At 61.1% G+C, this 16,238-nt stretch carries 20 protein-coding genes; 13 read left to right on the top strand and 7 right to left on the bottom strand.

The window, feature by feature from the left end:
* Positions 1-105 precede the first annotated feature (105 nt).
* Positions 106-519 (top strand): hypothetical protein, encoded by a 414-nt coding sequence (locus LB556_RS24170; RefSeq protein ID WP_224570107.1) that lies wholly within the window; start codon positions 106-108, stop codon positions 517-519.
* A gap of 105 nt (positions 520-624) precedes the next feature.
* Here LB556_RS24170 and LB556_RS24165 read toward each other — a convergent pair whose 3' ends face one another.
* The 6 genes from LB556_RS24165 to LB556_RS24140 form a co-directional block, all read right to left on the bottom strand.
* On the bottom strand, positions 625-816 hold the full coding sequence (locus LB556_RS24165) for a hypothetical protein (protein ID WP_224570106.1): 192 nt from the start codon (positions 814-816) through the stop codon (positions 625-627).
* Positions 817-1,074: 258 nt separating this feature from the next.
* Positions 1,075-1,437: a hypothetical protein gene (locus LB556_RS24160; protein ID WP_224570105.1), complete on the bottom strand. Its 363-nt coding sequence runs from the start codon at positions 1,435-1,437 to the stop codon at positions 1,075-1,077.
* Complete coding sequence (locus tag LB556_RS24155; RefSeq protein ID WP_224570104.1) at positions 1,437-1,847, bottom strand: hypothetical protein; 411 nt, start codon at positions 1,845-1,847, stop codon at positions 1,437-1,439. The genes LB556_RS24160 and LB556_RS24155 overlap by 1 nt, the downstream gene beginning before the upstream one ends.
* A gap of 59 nt (positions 1,848-1,906) precedes the next feature.
* A complete protein-coding gene (locus tag LB556_RS24150) occupies positions 1,907-2,692 on the bottom strand; it encodes a metallophosphoesterase (protein WP_224570103.1) in 786 nt (261 codons plus the stop codon).
* Positions 2,689-3,255, bottom strand: coding sequence for a metallophosphoesterase (locus LB556_RS24145; RefSeq protein ID WP_224570102.1), 567 nt, complete (start codon positions 3,253-3,255; stop codon positions 2,689-2,691). The genes LB556_RS24150 and LB556_RS24145 overlap by 4 nt, the downstream gene beginning before the upstream one ends.
* 185 nt (positions 3,256-3,440) lie before the next feature.
* Positions 3,441-5,033, bottom strand: a complete 1,593-nt coding sequence (locus LB556_RS24140) for a replication initiation protein (protein ID WP_224570167.1) — start codon at positions 5,031-5,033, stop codon at positions 3,441-3,443.
* 1,361 nt (positions 5,034-6,394) lie between these two features.
* Between LB556_RS24140 and LB556_RS24135 the strand changes: the two genes are divergently transcribed.
* The 11 genes from LB556_RS24135 to LB556_RS24085 all read left to right on the top strand — a co-directional run bounded on the left by LB556_RS24135 (position 6,395) and on the right by LB556_RS24085 (position 12,468).
* Positions 6,395-6,745 carry a hypothetical protein gene (locus LB556_RS24135; RefSeq protein WP_224570101.1) on the top strand — a complete coding sequence of 117 codons (351 nt, stop codon included), beginning with the start codon at positions 6,395-6,397 and terminating at the stop codon, positions 6,743-6,745.
* A 6-nt stretch (positions 6,746-6,751) separates the two neighbouring features.
* Positions 6,752-7,111, top strand: coding sequence for a hypothetical protein (locus LB556_RS24130; protein ID WP_224570100.1), 360 nt, complete (start codon positions 6,752-6,754; stop codon positions 7,109-7,111).
* A gap of 44 nt (positions 7,112-7,155) precedes the next feature.
* A complete protein-coding gene (locus LB556_RS24125) occupies positions 7,156-8,121 on the top strand; it encodes an XRE family transcriptional regulator (RefSeq protein WP_224570099.1) in 966 nt (321 codons plus the stop codon).
* Positions 8,121-8,351 carry a hypothetical protein gene (locus LB556_RS24120; protein ID WP_224570098.1) on the top strand — a complete coding sequence of 77 codons (231 nt, stop codon included), beginning with the start codon at positions 8,121-8,123 and terminating at the stop codon, positions 8,349-8,351. The genes LB556_RS24125 and LB556_RS24120 overlap by 1 nt, the downstream gene beginning before the upstream one ends.
* A 137-nt stretch (positions 8,352-8,488) precedes the next feature.
* Positions 8,489-9,046: a hypothetical protein gene (locus tag LB556_RS24115; protein ID WP_224570097.1), complete on the top strand. Its 558-nt coding sequence runs from the start codon at positions 8,489-8,491 to the stop codon at positions 9,044-9,046.
* The gene (locus LB556_RS24110) at positions 9,043-9,363 is read left to right on the top strand and encodes a hypothetical protein (RefSeq protein WP_224570096.1); all 321 of its coding nucleotides are present in this window, start codon (positions 9,043-9,045) and stop codon (positions 9,361-9,363) included. The genes LB556_RS24115 and LB556_RS24110 overlap by 4 nt, the downstream gene beginning before the upstream one ends.
* Before the next feature lie 154 nt (positions 9,364-9,517).
* Positions 9,518-9,658 (top strand): hypothetical protein, encoded by a 141-nt coding sequence (locus LB556_RS24105; RefSeq protein ID WP_224570095.1) that lies wholly within the window; start codon positions 9,518-9,520, stop codon positions 9,656-9,658.
* Positions 9,659-9,784: 126 nt separating this feature from the next.
* Positions 9,785-10,105 (top strand): hypothetical protein, encoded by a 321-nt coding sequence (locus tag LB556_RS24100; RefSeq protein ID WP_224570094.1) that lies wholly within the window; start codon positions 9,785-9,787, stop codon positions 10,103-10,105.
* Between the two features lie 104 nt (positions 10,106-10,209).
* Complete coding sequence (locus LB556_RS24095; RefSeq protein ID WP_224570093.1) at positions 10,210-10,647, top strand: hypothetical protein; 438 nt, start codon at positions 10,210-10,212, stop codon at positions 10,645-10,647.
* Positions 10,648-10,705: 58 nt separating this feature from the next.
* Positions 10,706-10,942 carry a hypothetical protein gene (locus LB556_RS24090; protein ID WP_224570092.1) on the top strand — a complete coding sequence of 79 codons (237 nt, stop codon included), beginning with the start codon at positions 10,706-10,708 and terminating at the stop codon, positions 10,940-10,942.
* Positions 10,943-11,298: 356 nt separating this feature from the next.
* On the top strand, positions 11,299-12,468 hold the full coding sequence (locus LB556_RS24085) for a PcfJ domain-containing protein (protein WP_224570091.1): 1,170 nt from the start codon (positions 11,299-11,301) through the stop codon (positions 12,466-12,468).
* A 90-nt stretch (positions 12,469-12,558) separates the two neighbouring features.
* On the opposite strand, the gene LB556_RS24080 is transcribed toward LB556_RS24085, so the two are convergent.
* A complete protein-coding gene (locus LB556_RS24080) occupies positions 12,559-12,867 on the bottom strand; it encodes a helix-turn-helix domain-containing protein (RefSeq protein ID WP_224570090.1) in 309 nt (102 codons plus the stop codon).
* A 1,127-nt stretch (positions 12,868-13,994) separates the two neighbouring features.
* Between LB556_RS24080 and LB556_RS24075 the strand changes: the two genes are divergently transcribed.
* On the top strand, positions 13,995-16,181 hold the full coding sequence (locus LB556_RS24075) for a DNA cytosine methyltransferase (RefSeq protein ID WP_224570089.1): 2,187 nt from the start codon (positions 13,995-13,997) through the stop codon (positions 16,179-16,181).
* Positions 16,182-16,238 lie beyond the last annotated feature (57 nt).

Here is a 16,238-nt window from a genome sequence, read left to right as displayed (position 1 = left end):
CAACTTGCAAGCTTTTGCAGGCATCCTAAACAAATTTAACCTTAAAAATACGCATGATAACTCCCCTAGAATTGTCAACACGTTATTCCAAAGGAAGTTCGCCCAATGAAAGGCATCGTCCGTCTGGCACTTGAAGCCGTCGAGGCCATCCTCAGAGCGATCCTTACCGTCGTTGCCGCGTTCTGCAGGCTGCTCGGGGTCGCCCCGCCATCGATGCCGCAGGTGCCGCAGCCGACAACCACGCCCGAGGACGTCCGAGCCGTGTACCGGGACGAATGCACAAAGGAAGTGGCGAACGACCATGCGCACGCGAGCGACATCGGCATGGCCGTGCACCAGTATGGACCGACGCCGTGCTCGATGAGTACGACCGTCAGAAAGCGGAAATCCGATCACCTGCCGTCTGATCTGACAACCGCGATTTTGCCAGGTCTATTGCGCGGCGGCCCGATCCAGATCGTGATGTCATGTCCGCGGCTGCCGCCCGCATCAGCGCCCACAGGGGCGTCCTCTCGGTGATCTCAGGCTTTTCCGAGAGCGGCCTACCTTGACGGGCGATGCCATCCAAGATTGCGGCAAGCAGCGCCGAGCGCAGCGCCTGTTCATCGTCGTCATGATCATCGGTCATGTCGGCCTTCCGCTGCTATCGATAAGAATGCCCAGACTCCGCAGGATTCTGATCCCGGTCCAAAGCCGCGGGCCAGCCAACGACACGGTGACAAGCAGCCTACCGATTTGCTCGGGCGACGTCGCACCGGTCAGGATGTCGCCGAAGCGTTGCCGGGCGAAGGCGGCCAGTTCCTCAGCTTCGGTCAATGCTGCCTCCACGACGGACTGATGATCCCGTCGAGCATCTCGTCGAACAGAGCGCGCGCGGGACGCGGGTCCTGCGGGTCCGTCGATGTCTGAAACCAGCTGTCAGCGCGTCCGCATGCCGGGCACTCGTCCGGCCGTGCTCCAGTCCCCTCGGTCCAGCACTCGCAGCACAGCCATACCGACAGCCTGTCGGGGCGTTTCGAGCAGCGCGGTCATCGCCCTCGCCGTGCGCGTTGCACGCCATGCAAATCCAGGCAGTCATTCCGGCACCTCGTCGCCAGCGTCCGGCGAGACGTCAGGTGAGCGGTCAAGGACAGCCAACGCGCGCTCCGCTTGCAGGCGGTCGAGGAACGCCCGCGTCTTTCGGATCGCCGTCTCGTAAGCCACGATCCGCTCCTCGAGCAGCGCTTCCGGCCCCAGTCCGCCTGGCATTCCTGTTCCGTCGACAAAGACGATTTCCCGTCGACCGTCCGACAGCCTGACGAGGGTCGCGACGCTATCGCATTCCCATCCCGACCACAGCACCGATACCGCCGCCAGCGGCTCGTAGCTGACGTCGCCGTAGCGGTCGCGAATTTCGTCGCCAAGAAGCCGTAGCTGGCTGAGGTCAAGGTCCGTCACTACGTGGCCTCCGGCGGTGGCACTGGAATGCCACCCTCAGCGTGGTCCTCGCAGCGCGTCAGTAACCAGCCGTTCTGGCTACGGAAAACTCCGGGCTGGCCGCAGACCTCACAGGTCACGGCCGCACGAGCTTCGGCGACGCTATAGTCATCGTAAATGGCCGCCTTGGCCGCGTCAGGCAGACTGTCAGCGAGGCGAAAGTAGATGCGGAGCCCGGCCAGTTTTTCTTTGACCTGCAGCAACACGAAATCGCGCTCGCGGCCTGCTGGGATCATCCGCCTGACGACAGAGAAAAACTCCCGAAGGATCGGGAGCCAGCCGACATCGCATTCGAAGCCCTTCGTCACGACGCCGGGAAATTCAGCCCGGATCGCATCGTATTTTCGGCTGTGCTCGGTCTCGACAGTCATCGTCAAATCTCTCAAAGCGACGCGGTCGTAAAGTTTTTGCGAAAACTTTACAGCGCGGCTCAAATCTCCAAAACCAGTGCCGGATCGAACGCCGGATTCTCGTTGCCGTATCCCTTCGGGTTACAGATCACCCGTGTGTCCCTGACAAAGTAGTCCGCGCTGTCATGCATATGGCCGTGCACCCATAGTCTCGGCCGATACAGTTCCATCAGCTCCGACAGGTCGCTGGCGAACGCCGGGTTAAGACTCGACCCCTTCCACTTCGGATTCACCGACAGCGGGTGCGGCGCATGGTGCGTGACGACGACGGTTTGAGCGTCAAAAGGAGTTTTCAGCTCGCGCCGCAGGAAATCCCGACTACGCTCGTGGAGGTCCAGCGCCTTGAGCGGCGTGAACGCCTCGTACCTGGGCAGCCGCCGCCAGCTGATGATCTTGTGGTCATTCAGCCTGCCTTCCGCGTTCGCCATCGCCCATGCCCGCTCCGTGCGCTCCCGGCCGTCCAGTGCGTAGTCCGTCCACAAGGTGCAGCCGAGGAACCGCACGCCGCCGATGACGGCGACGTCATTCTCCAGGAAGTGAACATTCGGGCATTCCGCGGCATGGACACGGGCCCACTCCAGCCCTTCCATTACGGAGTCTTGATAGAACTCGTGGTTGCCCGCCACGTAGACCACAGGCATCGCCGGCGCGATCATGCGGTCCAGCCAGCGGAGCGCGTTGCCGCAGCCGTTCGTGACGTCGCCAGCGACCACGCACACGTCCGCGTCAGGCATCCGGCCGAGGTTGCCCTTCTGCATCGGTGAGTCGAATTCCGAATGCAGATCGGAAAGAACCCAAAGCTTCATGCCGCCTCTCCATGCTTGTCGAGGTCCATGCCGGATGTCAGCTCATTGAATGTCCTCGGGGAAAACCCGACGTCCTTGCAATCCACGCCAACGTCGCGGCTACGACCGAGCGGCGGCAGGTCGCCGTGATTATGGCCGAAAAAGTGCCATCCGCCTTTCCGGATGCCCGGCCACGTCCGGCAGGCGTAGTGGCTCATGAAGACCCGCTGGCCTTCGTCCATCGTCTCGAGCTGCTGGCACGGTGGCTGCTCCCAGCCAAGTCCCGCAATGACGGGATGAACGATGTTCTGGCGGGCGTAGTCATGATTCCCAAGGATCAGGAACTTCCGGCCCAGGAGGCGCTTGAAGATCGAGCCGACGCGGTTGGCATCGTGCAGCCCCATCGAGAAATCGCCCAAATGATAAACGATGTCGTCGGGGCGGACGACGGCGTTCCAACTAGCGATAAGGGTTTCGTCCATGTCGCGGATGTTCGCGAACGGCCTGTTGCAGGCGGTCGGCGACAGCATGAGCGGGTGCGAAAAATGGGTGTCGGATGTATAGAATTTGGTCGTGTAGACCATGGCGGATTCCTCTCGAAACGATAAGCGGCGACGGGAACGCCCCGGTGGGGGCGCGGCGGTCAGCTGGCTATTCGTGTCGAGAACCTCATGGTCTTCACTCCTGTCCCTGCAACCGATAGCGGCAAGGATCTAATTATTCACGATCGATAGCGGGCTCTGATGCACGGCGTCAAGGATCCGTTCCATCAGAACGGACATGCGTCGTCGCTCGGCCTCATGTCGACCTCCGCCCGATCGTCCCACTGCACAGCGCCCGCGGCGTAGGCCGGATCGACAAAATCGTATTCGGCTGAAGCCTCGGTCAGCTGACGGGTCGGAATGAATCCTTTCAGCCTGTGAATCCTGCCGGGCGCTGGCGGCGGGGTCATCGCCGTTCCGGCCTTCGACGACTTAACGACGGCCCCGGCGATCTGGGTCAGCTTGTAGAAGTCCCATGCCTTAATGGCGTAGGCCAAGTTTGACAGCGACCGCCGTCTCGTGGCATCGTCCACGCGCCGCAGCGCCCGGAGCGCATTCGACAGCAGGCTGAACTCCTGCATGTAGTCCGCCGCACAGGCCCACGGGGCGATCTCGTGGTCGCAGTGGCGGACGAAATGGTCGGCGGCGAAGCTTGCCTTGAACTCGCGGCCGGAATGGAAGCCCGCGAGTTGGTCGAGGATGTCGCCAGCAAACTTGGCAGCGATCTCCCGCTGCCTCGCCTCCGTCTCCTCGGGAGTCCTGACCGTCCGGACGGGAGCCTGTTCGGCTGCGGCCGGCGCAGCCTTAACCGGAAGCCTGTTCGTCGGGATCACCGAGGCTTCGGCCGCGGCTTCGGCGAACATGTAGAACCCGGCGCCCACTCCGCTCTTCTTGACGGCGTCGAGCAGCATCCAGCTCTCGAGTCCAGGAAAGGCCTCGCCCTTCGGATCGGCCTTCGCCCGCTCGTATGCGGCACGCCAGCCGTCGCTCAGTGTGATCTCGTCAATGCCTGTCGCGGTGACCGCCCTTGCGACGACCGCGTTTGAGGGCAGTTCGTCATGCCCGAGGGTCGCGTCCGCCTGCCTGATCGCTTTCATGCCCTGCGGCGACAGCGTGGCTGCCCTGCGTTCTTCCATCCGCTTCCATGTGTCCGTGACCCGGAAGGTGATCATCTTGACGCTGCGGCCACGGCCGGACCCGCGCGGCGCGTCCATCTTGACAGTGAAGCGGGTGATATTCGGCGAAGCCATGTCGGCCAGCGCCGGAAGCAGGACGTCGCGGCGGAATACGCCGAACGAGAAGTTCTTCATGGGGTAGCCGAGTTCTTCGGCGAGCTTCGCCGGCTCGATGGCCCACGGCTTGCGGACCGCCGCATCCATGCCTGCGCGATACGCCAGCCGCTGGTAGAGCATGGAGGTGTAGCGGCACTTGAACTTCGAGAAGGCGTTGATTTCCAGCATCGCGTAGTCGCGGCTGGCGAGGATGACCTTGCGGATCGCCTCGGGGATCGAATACGACAGGTGAGCCACGCCCGTGCTCAACTGCTCCCTGACCTCAGACACGATGAGCTGATGCTTGCTGCAGCAGCGTTCTCCGTCCTCAACGAAGTCGTAGGTCACCTTGACATCCGAGATGCGCTCAAGGGATTCGACGAGACGGTCTAGGTTCTTGACGTCGACGAACTTGGAGAGATCGGCCACGGCGATGCTGTGCCTGGGCTTCTCGATGCCGTCCATGCGGGCATAGGCCAGCATCATTTCGTAGAGCGCCTTGTCCTTGGCCGTCAGGACGTCGTTCCGGAAGCGGAGCGTTTCGATCATCACCCGCGGCTTCTCGACCCGTGGATTCTGGACCAGGTCCTGCATCGGGTCCGTCATCGCCGCGACCAGGTCTGAAGCCTGGATGCCCGAGCGGTCCTTGCCCCTAGGCGCGTTCTTGGATTTCCTGACGGCGGCTATCATTCGCCCATCGGCCGTCATCGTCACTGGCATTTGGCTCCCCCTCGCATTTGCTTACTGACGATGTTCAGTTCAGTCCGAGAGAACTACAAGGGCCTGCACGATTCTTTTTATGAGTCCGTGGGTTCCAGCTCATTAAGACGACTGTATGAGGCCGGATAAAACAGCTCATCATGAGGCATTATGATGAGCAAACGGGAACACGCCTCATTGCCATAACCCATTGTAAAGGGACATGTATTCTTATGATGAGTCTTCGCGTTCCAACTCATCATAAGGCGGTGTGAGCTGTCGGAATTCGACTCATCAAGAGGCCGGATCCGGGGGGGCAGGCCTGCGGATTGGCCGATCCCGTAAGTCTTTGAATTCATTTGAGGTCAGTTTCTTTATGAGCAATAGCAGTTTAACTCATCAAGACGACAAATAAGTTTACAGATTTTCCCGATTGCTCATCATAATAATCCCGATTTGGCGAGATGAGTTCTAGCCGGGTCCACATTTTCGTGGGGGGATATACCTTAAAGAATATAATAGAGGTCGATCCAGGTCAGATTTCGAGTGGCCGTCCGGCGTTGAGAATCCGCATGGCCTGACGGCCGAAAGGGCCTCGGTCCTGCTCCGCCGTCGCAGGCTCCTCCGAGGGAGAGGATCGGCTCCGCGAGGCGAACGTCAACGGAGGCCTCCTGCTATGAAACAGAAAGAGCCGTGCCGCTTCGCGGTTCTGTTCGTTCAGGTCAGAGCAGGAGGAGGGGCAGTGCTAGTCCTGCACCCTCGCCAGAGGGTTCGAATCTGGATGTGGCCGTGTTCCCGAAACCCAAGGCTGTAGGCTTCAGGGCTCCGCATCAGGCGACGACCGGCTCCGCCCAAAGGTTTCCCGTCAACGAAGCCGAAGGCGTCTTTGCGAAGCCTCGCCGGGCGCAGAACTATTCTCAGGTTTGACCGTCAAACCTCTAGTGACTTGCATAGCCGTCTCCAATCCTTGTCTGGCGACAACACCGTCGTCGGAAGGACGAGTTGCCGACATCCTCGTCAGGCGCGGCCCCACCTGCGGAGAGGCTGCCCATACTATTCGTTGGCGGGCCTCGCGGGAAACGCGGAAGGACATCGGGGAAATTGTCGAGACTTCCCACGTGCCGAAGCGGCTTGGGGTTTCGTCATGATCGATGTAGCCCCATTAATCGAGGGTTTTGAATCGGTGCTCGGCAAATGCTCGGAGATACACGGTGAGACAATGGAAATTTGGGTTGTGGAAAGACCCCGACTGCTTCATCACGGTGTTTGTTACCACGCCGAAAGCGGTGAACCACGACCAGATGACAGTCTTCTCCAATTTTGGCCCGTTGGCGCAGTCGCTCATCACTGGATTCGATCAAGCCAAGAACCGCCGCCGACCCACTCGCCACTCCAACGACAACGATCCGCTTGAGGCCGATTTTCAGGCGATGGCCGGGACGCAAAAAGCCAATCCGTTCGAAACGGGTTTCGGCGAGCCCCCGTTCGACGAGGCGGCGACGCCGGGCCTCCGTCCGCGGCTTGTGGCTTTCGACTATTCCCACAATGCTCATATGAGGTGAGACGGAATGGCCGTCGGGGGGAAAATCATGGTCAAATCCGTAAGCGACGAGCCCGAGGTTATTCTCGCTCACTGGGGTGTCATGCAGCAAAACTTGGTCGGATTTCGGCTCGTCGGCGTCCACGCCGCCACTGGCGTTGCCCGCGTCACTTCGCCGATCGTGGAATTCGAAGAGATGGCGATGACCGCGAAAACGGAAAGTGGCCGGACATACAGGCTGCGCGGTCCCGCCGATCCGGATGCCGCCGCGGAGATGATCCACAAACACATCCGGATGTGGGGCCTGACCGTCCATGACGTCGCGATGGCCGACATTTCAGACCTCGCGCTGGCGCTGCCGCGGAATCCGCAGGGGAGCTGGCACTGATGGCTGGGAAGCGTGAGCGAATCCTTTCGAGGTGGTCACTGCTCATGGCCGGCCACATCGGCCCGATCCTCGCCGGATGCGAGGACCTGGAGATCCGCCGGACGTCGACGCCGCTTGTCGAATTCGATCCCTTCCGGCTGACTGCCGTAACCGCGTCCGGACGTCCGTACCGTCTGGTCGGTGATCCCGAGCCGGGCTACGCCCTGATTGCTTTTCATAGCCTGTGGAACGCCAGCGACGCTGAGGTCCGTGTCGTCAGCCCCGCTGAAGCCGTGGCTCTTATCGCCAAGCAGGGCAACGCTCCCTTCGAGCATACACCGGCGGAACAGGCACGGCTCGACTTGAAGAAGCTCAGGCATCTGGCAGCGCAGACCCGGATGCAGATCACAGTGATGGGGATCGCCGAGGACGAGGCCGCTCGCCGTGCTGGCTTGTCCGTTGACGAGCTGCGTGGGCTGCTGTCTGCCGATCCTTCCTGGGTGTCGGCCGACCGGGCGGATCAGGCTTTCGTGCGGCTGGTAGGGACCGCGTATCGATGGGTACGGGATGACATCATCATCCCCGACCCCGACGCCGACTCCTTCCCGATGGGCAGCAGCGGCAACATTTTCCGCGATCTCGGCTTTCCGGACGCAGACGTCCGGTTCGTCAAAGCCGACGCCGCCATCTCCATCGCCGCCCTCATCCATGAGCGCGGCCTGTCCATGGCCGAGGCTGCGGATCTGGTCGGCATGGCGGCGGATACGCTGTTCGGGATCGTGACGCATGGACGCGTGGACGGGGTGAGCTTGGAGAGGCTCGATCGGGTGGTTGAGGCGCTGATTCAGGATACCGAGCGGACTGTGGAGGAACAAGAGGGTATCGCGCAGCTCGATGCCGGACTCGGTGTCGACTTCGACGAAGTGATGTCGAAAGCTGATCGGATCAGCGCCGAGGCCAGGCACAAGGCAACTGGCGATTGTGAAGGTGACGGCGATGATGAGGCATCTGCGCCGGGAAGGAGGCTGTGATGGTGCGCTCCCTTATGGCGCTCAAAGCCGACCTCACGCTGTCGATCCTAGACAGTATGCGGCAGCGCGGCATGTCGGTCGACGCCACGGTCGAAATCACGGGCATCGAGTTGGAGCGGATGCGTGCGCTCGTTGAACGGCGCGAGATCGAGAAATTCTCGGTCGAGGAGCTGGCCGACCTCCTCGAGGCTGTCGATGCCAGTGGACCTCGGTTTGGATATGAGAGGTAGCGCCGCTGCCAGTGACATCCGCGTCCGCTAGCTGATTCACGGCGAAATAACGCCCCGGTGGCCTCCTTAAGACACGGGGGGTGGGGGTCGGGAAATTACCCGGATGGGGGTCTCGGAAATCAGGAAGGGTCACGGCTATGACGCAGACGAGAGAGATTTCACACGACGAAGCCAGCGACATCATCAGCCGCCTGATCTGGTCGGCATTCCGGCGTGACGGACAGCCGTTCGAACCTGGCAAAGGATTAGCAACCCATATTCCATGTCGTCCGGACCTCGACGACGACTGCCTGATTCAGGAATACATCAGGCAGCAGGAGGCCAAGGAGCGGCTGCCTCGCTACGCCGCCATATTCATCTCCACGTCCTATCAGGACGGCAGCGTTTTGGGAGATCGGTTGGGCCTCTTCGCCGACAGGGACGACGTGATCGCGGCCATGGAGTCCTTGCCACAGGGGAGTTGCAAGCCGAACTACTGCTACGTCACCGACAAATGGACAGGCAGCGTCTCGAACTTCGAGGAGGCCATTGGCCGCTTGAAGGAGGTCAACGGCGCTGGCAACAGGTGGCCGAGTTGTATTTCGTGCCGTCGCCGGAACCGAATAGCGCGGCTTCCAACCTACCTGTCTGCGCCGCTCCCCCGCACCCGCCCGCCTGCGCCTGCAGGCGCGTCCGTGCACATATCTATTAATTGAAAAAGCGCGCGGAGGTGGCGCTGCGCCCCTCCGCATTCCTGTCCGTTTCCCTGTCTGCTGTGCGTCAGTCCGTCGCCGGCTGTGTGGTTGACGTCGCGGCCGGGTCGGCCAATCCTGTTGACGGTGAGGCCTCTGGCCTTGTGGCGGCTGCTCCGGCGATGCTGCCGGCTTCGGCGGCCTGGGCGATGTCTGGCGGCGGATCGAAACCCTGCCGACCAGATAATGATAGCCCTGTCTCCGGAGGTCCGGTCTCCGAAAAATCATTTCATGGTAAAATCGAAGTTTTAACGGATGATATCTTGTATTACGTCAACTGATTTGAGATCAATCAACAATTATTTAAGAAACGCATCAACAAATTATCCCTTTCACTACTGTCCATTAACGGACACCTTTGTTGCGTGAGCGGCAGAAAACGAGGCCGAGATCATGAGGGACAGCCCTCAGGGGCATTATATAGGAGTACTAGACATGGATACACGTTTTAGCATTGAGAGGATCGACGCTCTTATGGGGTCGGCACTTCCGCGGGACTACGAAGCCGACCTGCTCGCGACGTGGGTCATTGACGGCATCCTCGACAACGAGGATCTCAACGGACCCGGCACCTAGGGCAGCTGGAAGGTTGCCGACGCGATCGAATGCTACAGCCTGAATTTCCGCGAACATGTCGAGATCGGCGAGGACGTCGAGATCGACGAAGAGCAGGTCCGCACGGCGGTAGCAGCAGCTCTCGGCATGCTCATCGAGCTTGACCAGACACAAGAAGGTGTTGTCCTCGTCAACCTCGACAACCACCAGGTCGAAGCCGTGAACGAGACCCTGCAGGCTGCGCAGGACAACGTCGAGGGGATCAACCTCGAACCCCTCGCATGGGAGCAGTTGCACGGCGGCGCGCGATGGGCGCAGGTGAAAGTCGGGACGCGCTATGCGGCTTATCAGGTCCCGATGATCGACTGGACAGCCGACGACGCAGCGCGAGTTGCCCTCTTCGCTGTAGAGGATCTCGGGGTCTATGTCGCCCGCGACGTCCTGGGCGATCTCAACGCAGCAGCTTGAGATGTCTCAGCCTATGCGGCCGGCATCGCGCTGGCCGCATATACGGGGACATCTCGCCGGGGAACTGCAGCAACAAGCGCGCAACCGGGCAGAAGGGGACTATCATGAACCAGGAACTCAAGGCCTCGGTCGCAAGGATCGGCATCGCCCCAATCCAGGCGCACCAGGATTACATGGCCGGCAAGATTGGCGGCGTCGATGCGATCGTCATCCTGCACCGCGCCATGGACGAATTGCTTAACATCGGCGCGGACAACAGAGATCTCGATTTCGTCGACGAGATGGCGGCTGAGGCCAGGGTCGCGGACTATAACGCGCCGATGGCCGACGGCGACACGCTGACGATCTTCCGCGACGTCGACCCGGTGATGACTGTACGCCAGTTCGGACGGCTGTGGTCTGATGCGGTGGAGAGGGTCGGCATCGAGATCCGTCTTTCCGTAGACGGGGAGTGCAACCGGGCGTTCGCCGCCTATGAAATCATGGACTGTGTCGCCGGAGGCGATGCGATCCCGCCACTGCTGCTGCGGTGCGGTTCATGAAAGAGATGGCGGCGCTGACCTGGAAGATCAGAAGCGTTCATTGCGCGAGGGCGGCGGCATGAGCGCGAAAGCCCACTTCAACGAACTCCGGCGGGAACTGCGCGTCCCCCTCGACGACCTCGCCCGCATCCTCAGGAGGCCATTCGGCACCGTCAAGGCATGGGCCTCGGACAACCGTCCTAACCTGATTCCGCCGGCCGACGTGGTTGCGGCCATGGAAGCCGAGCTGGTCGGCAGAGCCATGGACCGGATCCGGGCGGCCGGGTTCGACGTTTTCAGGAGGAAGGCAGCATGAAATATCACATGAGGATGTCGCCCCGGCCGCTGGACATCGCATGCAGGAAGAGGAACGCAATCGCATCCATCCCCGAGGCCGAGTTCCGGACCCAGCCGGAGCTGGCACGCTGCGCACGCTGCAGCGCAGCCCTCGACAAACGCGATCTTGCGGCGGCCCGGCGCAGGCAGTCCACCTGACCTCATGCCGACGACGTCGAAATGCGGCTCGAAGGGATCGTATGCTCCTTTGAAATATCTCGCGAAGCAATGTTGACGCGTCGAAGATACACATGGGCATCGTCAACTAAATTTGCCGCCAGAAGGATTTGAAACAGGCCGGACGGCAGACAATCCTGCTTCAGGGAACTGAGGGGGATGACAATGAATCTCAAGGGACTGCTGCCGCAGGATGTCGAGGCACTCGAAGAATACCTGCACGGAATCTACGAGGAATACGACATCGACATCGGGGGCGCATTTCTCGGGCGTCACAGCATAGGCCGCATTGCGGCGAACCGGATGCGCGAGGAATACCCGAAGACCATATCCGAAGGCTGGCATGACCCGTTCCCGCGTCGCGAAGTCCTGCGGCACATCCTCGACTGGCTCGCTGTCGATCTCTACGAAGGCGTGCCTTGGCTTGGAAATACGGATGACCGGGGCCGTCCGCGCAAATTGCCGAAATGCGCCACCTACGAAGATTTGATCCGCGAGGCTGACAAAGTCATGGACCGCAGGAACGCGCAGGTTGCCAAATCGCTCGGCGCCGCCGACGAGCGCTGCGTCGCGGGCCTTGAGGACGGCTACAAGCTCGTCAAACTGCTGACCCCGGAAGCCCTCGACCTCGAATCCAGGCGAATGCATCACTGTGTGGGCCATGGTGCGTACGACGCAGGACTCGCGGCCGGCAACCATGAGATTTATTCCCTGCGTGACCGGAAGGGTCGGTCAGTTGCCACCATCAAAATCAACTGCGGAGAGATCGACCAGATCAGGGGCAAGCGCAACGCCAGTCCGGAAGCGAGGCACATGGCGATCCTGAAGCAGCTGGCGAAGGCGGCCGGGTGGAAGGGCAGGGGAGCCTTCTGGCCGTATGCCGTCGACGTCAACGGAGTCGAGCACGACATCGACGAGATCCCAGCCGGGACTACGTTCGACCAGCTCAATGCGTCGATTCTTCACGGCATGTCGGTTGTCCTGCCGCCGAATCTGACCGTGCTGGGCAACATGATCATCGGGCATGGCATTGCCGAGATACCGGAGCGGCTGACGATCGGTGGCGACGTCTACCTCTTGACTACAAGGCAACGCTGCGTCGTGCTGCCGGAGTGCATGCAAGTCGGAGGATCAATCCTGACGTGGTCTGGAGACGAGATCGCCAGGCCGATCCCGGCGCATTTGGCTGAGAAGATCGAAGAGGCTCCGAAGACCAGAAAAATGGGCGGCTTCGCAGACCTGATCCCGGCCAACCCCATCGACGGCGTGCAGTTCGTTTTCGACGATCCTGAAGACGACGAAAATCTTCCAGATTCCGCGCCTCGCTAGACCGCCCGCGAATTCCCGAAAAGTTGGTGGAAGCCGAACAGAGCCAATCCGTCCCTTGTCCACCCGTTCCTCCACGCTGGGGCTTGGTCTTCATCCTGCAAATAACGCTCGTCCCCTTTGCCAAACCTCGAGTGCCTCCAGCGCCGCCTGCAATCTTTCGGCCGATATGCCGTCAACCACCCGCCCGCGGACTACGCACCGCATCTGATCTCGTTCGAAGCCGGTCAGGGTGGCTGCCTCCTCGTCCATCAATCGAGACGCCTCAATTGCGAGAACGATCCTGCTGGCAGTGTCGGCCTTGGCGAGTGCGCAATCCCGATCGGACCCACCGAAATCGCCGAAGATGTTGCCGCAACCAGGCACGTCCATCATTCCTCCACCAGCACCCGGTTGCATCATTCATTTCCTTAACGTTCGTTGCGAAAGAGAACGGCTCTGACTTGCCTGCCGTTAATCCTGACGCCAAATTCCCACGGCGTCATCACATCGAACGCGTTTCTGGTTAGTCCCAGCGACGCTCCAAAACCGTCCGCGTCAAAGTCAAAGGGCGTGTTTGGCGTGTCTTCTTCCGGGTACTGCCGGCGCGGGGCGATGAAGCCGCGCGAGTATCGTCACTACCGCCGGAGACGGAATTCCGATTCCCCATAATAGAGTAACGGGGAGAGCATGATCGGCTGAAGGTGCTCTTCGGGCGAGAACGCCGTCATTTCCCAGAATCTTCATCGAGGCCTGGCGGGACCGAACGACCAAAACGTCCCGCGCGGCGGATGACTTTTAGGCGTGCCTGATGGGGGTCACAGCCGGCATCGGCGAGCCTGTCGACGGCATCTCGCAGGATACGCCTGAGAGCCGTTGTATCGAGAGACGGATCGAGCGCCGCTCTATCGGCATAGGCGGCAACGGCAGCGGCGACTGCGACATCGACCGCGGATGCCTCCGGTTGCCCGGTCGCGCGGAGGCGAGCGCGATAGCGCCGCTGCCGACGTTGTTGTTCGCTGTTTGCGGCATGTGCTGGCCTCGGCATGCTCATCTCCGGTCACTTCGATACGCTCACTACGAGATCGAGGTTGCCGATCCGGCATGCAAGCGACAAAGGGCTTCTCGGCGGCATGTAACCGAAAGGTGTCAAACGCAATTTATCATGACCTATCATGACGCACGGAGAACTTTATCCGCGTTGGGAAGGTGTGAGGCCGAGGACCTGCGTGCCATGGCGTGCTGCGGGCATCTGTCCGCGAGGGTACAACAGTTCATTTCCGCCTCAATCGCGGGGTCGGGTGATGGCGTTATCGAAGTCTCACGGGATCATCGATCTGACAGATCCGACAAGCCTTCAAGCTAGGAGATCGTGCGCGTCACGGCTCAGTTGTCGTCGGCCCGCTGTCATCTTCCGAGTTGCCCCTGCGTCATCTGCGCGAACAGGAATATCCCGTCATATCGATCGCCTTTTAGCGATCGACCTCACCAGTTCTCAAATTCTTCTCGCCTATGAGCGGGGCAGGGTTGTTCAAGGAAGGGGGCAAAAGATGGAACCGACGGAAGATAGGTCCGCGTGGACTGAGGGTGACAGCGGTGAGACCGAAGCCAATGAGGCAACGCCACATTTGGACTTGGGCGACACCATCCCGCCGATCGAGGTCACTGAGGAAGAAATCGTCGACGGTAACTTGGGCGATGATGAAGACGCTCCTATCGTTGAGCTACTTGACGATGACGCTCTCGACGAAGACCGACGCCAGATTGAGGCACTTTACGGACGTGAACTCAGCCGGGCCAAGGACAAGGTTTCGCGCTGGCGCGCGATGCAGGCGAAGGAAGCCTTCCGTATCGGCGATCTCTGGGCGAACCTCACCGAGAATCTTTCGGCGAAGGAAGTATCGGCGTTTCTCGCGAGCGAGTGCCAGATCCCCCGTCGCGACGTGGCTCGCTACGTGCGGCTGGCCGAGACGCTCGGCACCCGGCGGCAACTCTTTGTAGAAAAGGGCGTCGCCGTCACCGTGCTGCTTGATCTCGCCGCCCAGTCCGAAGAAGTGCGCGACGAAGCCGTCAGGATGATTGAGGCGGGTCGCAGCCTGCAGGCCAAGGAGTTCCGTGGTCTCAAGCGGGACATTGCGCTTGCGCGCGCCGCGAACGAAGGCTTGCTTGACGAGAGCAGAACGCGTGACCTGAAGAATGCGGCGGCTCGCATTGCACGGAGCGCCGCCACATCATGGCTTTCGTCGCTCGAGACGTTGACCAATGAGGTGATCATGCTGTCGGAATTCGACAGATCCAAATCAGTTGCCGATTTCGAGACGATTCGTGTTTCGAGACTCGCCAAAGATGCTGGCGAGCTCCTTGCACAGCTCCCAGCCATCGCAGGGGCGAATTTCGTGACGCGCAAGGGGCCGTCTGGCGCGCTACCCGGTCGTGGCAGCTGGATGAAAGTTGATGCCGCGCTGCGCCGGATCGGGGCAGGCGAGGTTTTCGTGGAGGTGCACTACCAGCGGCCGCTCACCACAGTGCTGGACTTCGACCATGATCTGGTCTGGCATCTGGCCTGGGCGTTTGGCCACGATGAAGATACTCGTCCGGAATCGGCGACCACACGCATGCGCGAAGCGGGAGATGTCCCGCTCGACACAGACGCTCAACCGGGGCGCGTGCGGGCCGAAGGTGGTGGAATGCGAACCGTGCTCGAGATCTGTGCCGGTGCGGGTGGGCAAGCCCTGGGACTGGAAGCGGCCGGCTTCCACCATGTCGGTCTCGTCGAGATCGATCGGGATGCCGTTGCCACTCTCCAGGCCAACGGTCCAAAATGGCCGGTCGTGCACGCGGACCTGCGTGGCCTGGATCTCTCTGCCTGTGAAGGCGTCGACCTGCTTGCCGGGGGAGTGCCTTGCCAACCCTATTCGTCTGCCGGCGAGCGCCGTGGCGCGCATGATGAGCGCGACCTGTTTCCGGAAGCACTCCGCCTCGTGCGCCAGTTGCGGCCCAAGGCGGTCATGCTGGAGAACGTCACCGGTGCATTGCATGTCTCCAACAGCGTGAACAGGCTGCGGATCCTTTCACAACTGACAAGCCTTGGCTACGACGCCGAGTGGCGTATTCTTCAAGGACCCGATTTCGGGCTGCCACAGAAGCGCCGAAGAGCAATTCTGGTCGGCTTCCAGCCGGGCATCATGCATCGGTTCCGTTGGCCAAGGCCGTTGGATACGACAGCGCCAACTGTGGGAGAGGCGCTACGCGACCTCATGGCGACGGAAGGATGGCCCCATGTGAATGAATGGGCCAAGGGAGCGGACGGCTACGCGCCGACATTGATCGGCGGCAGTCAAAATAAACAGGGCATCGATCTTGCCCAGGACAAATCGCGCCAGAGTTGGCTCAAACTCGGCGTCAATCCCAGCGGGCGGGCCAAGACCGCTCCGGGGGCTGATACTCCTGCCGGCTACAAGCCAAGGCTGACCTTGGGAATGATGGCCCGCATCCAGGATTTTCCCGCCGATTGGGAATTCAAGGGAAGCGACCTGCAGGTATTTCGCCAGATCGCCAACGCGTTTCCGCCCAGCATGGCACACGCGGTCGGCGCTTCGATCATGCGCGCCCTGACGGGCTCGGAGATCGATCTGGCGGCGGCCCTCAAGGTTCCGCGACGGGTAAAACCAGGGCGGCTGAACCTTGCCGCACTGCGCTCGCGCGCTTGCTCCGAGGACATCGCCGCGATGGCGTGACTGACGCGGAGCACAATCGGCGGCTTTGGCCGCCGGTGCTGGCCCATCGCCATGACG

The sequence above is a fragment of the Mesorhizobium sp. ES1-4 genome (genome assembly GCF_020164745.1).
GTDB lineage: Bacteria > Pseudomonadota > Alphaproteobacteria > Rhizobiales > Rhizobiaceae > Mesorhizobium.
This window is presented reverse-complemented; position numbering and strand designations above follow the sequence as displayed.

Bases quoted from the DNA above. Each gene is read 5' to 3' on its own strand.
- LB556_RS24075 (WP_224570089.1), top strand. From the start codon at position 13,995: ATGGAACCGACGGAAGATAGGTCCGCGTGGACTGAGGGTGACAGCGGT.
- LB556_RS24080 (WP_224570090.1), bottom strand. From the start codon at position 12,867: ATGATGCAACCGGGTGCTGGTGGAGGAATGATGGACGTGCCTGGTTGC.
- LB556_RS24155 (WP_224570104.1), bottom strand. From the start codon at position 1,847: ATGACTGTCGAGACCGAGCACAGCCGAAAATACGATGCGATCCGGGCT.
- LB556_RS24130 (WP_224570100.1), top strand. From the start codon at position 6,752: ATGGCCGTCGGGGGGAAAATCATGGTCAAATCCGTAAGCGACGAGCCC.
- LB556_RS24100 (WP_224570094.1), top strand. From the start codon at position 9,785: ATGCTCATCGAGCTTGACCAGACACAAGAAGGTGTTGTCCTCGTCAAC.
- LB556_RS24125 (WP_224570099.1), top strand. From the start codon at position 7,156: ATGGCCGGCCACATCGGCCCGATCCTCGCCGGATGCGAGGACCTGGAG.
- LB556_RS24085 (WP_224570091.1), top strand. From the start codon at position 11,299: ATGACAATGAATCTCAAGGGACTGCTGCCGCAGGATGTCGAGGCACTC.
- LB556_RS24170 (WP_224570107.1), top strand. From the start codon at position 106: ATGAAAGGCATCGTCCGTCTGGCACTTGAAGCCGTCGAGGCCATCCTC.
- LB556_RS24115 (WP_224570097.1), top strand. From the start codon at position 8,489: ATGACGCAGACGAGAGAGATTTCACACGACGAAGCCAGCGACATCATC.
- LB556_RS24145 (WP_224570102.1), bottom strand. From the start codon at position 3,255: ATGGTCTACACGACCAAATTCTATACATCCGACACCCATTTTTCGCAC.
- LB556_RS24120 (WP_224570098.1), top strand. From the start codon at position 8,121: ATGGTGCGCTCCCTTATGGCGCTCAAAGCCGACCTCACGCTGTCGATC.
- LB556_RS24090 (WP_224570092.1), top strand. From the start codon at position 10,706: ATGAGCGCGAAAGCCCACTTCAACGAACTCCGGCGGGAACTGCGCGTC.
- LB556_RS24140 (WP_224570167.1), bottom strand. From the start codon at position 5,033: ATGATCGAAACGCTCCGCTTCCGGAACGACGTCCTGACGGCCAAGGAC.
- LB556_RS24095 (WP_224570093.1), top strand. From the start codon at position 10,210: ATGAACCAGGAACTCAAGGCCTCGGTCGCAAGGATCGGCATCGCCCCA.
- LB556_RS24105 (WP_224570095.1), top strand. From the start codon at position 9,518: ATGGATACACGTTTTAGCATTGAGAGGATCGACGCTCTTATGGGGTCG.
- LB556_RS24150 (WP_224570103.1), bottom strand. From the start codon at position 2,692: ATGAAGCTTTGGGTTCTTTCCGATCTGCATTCGGAATTCGACTCACCG.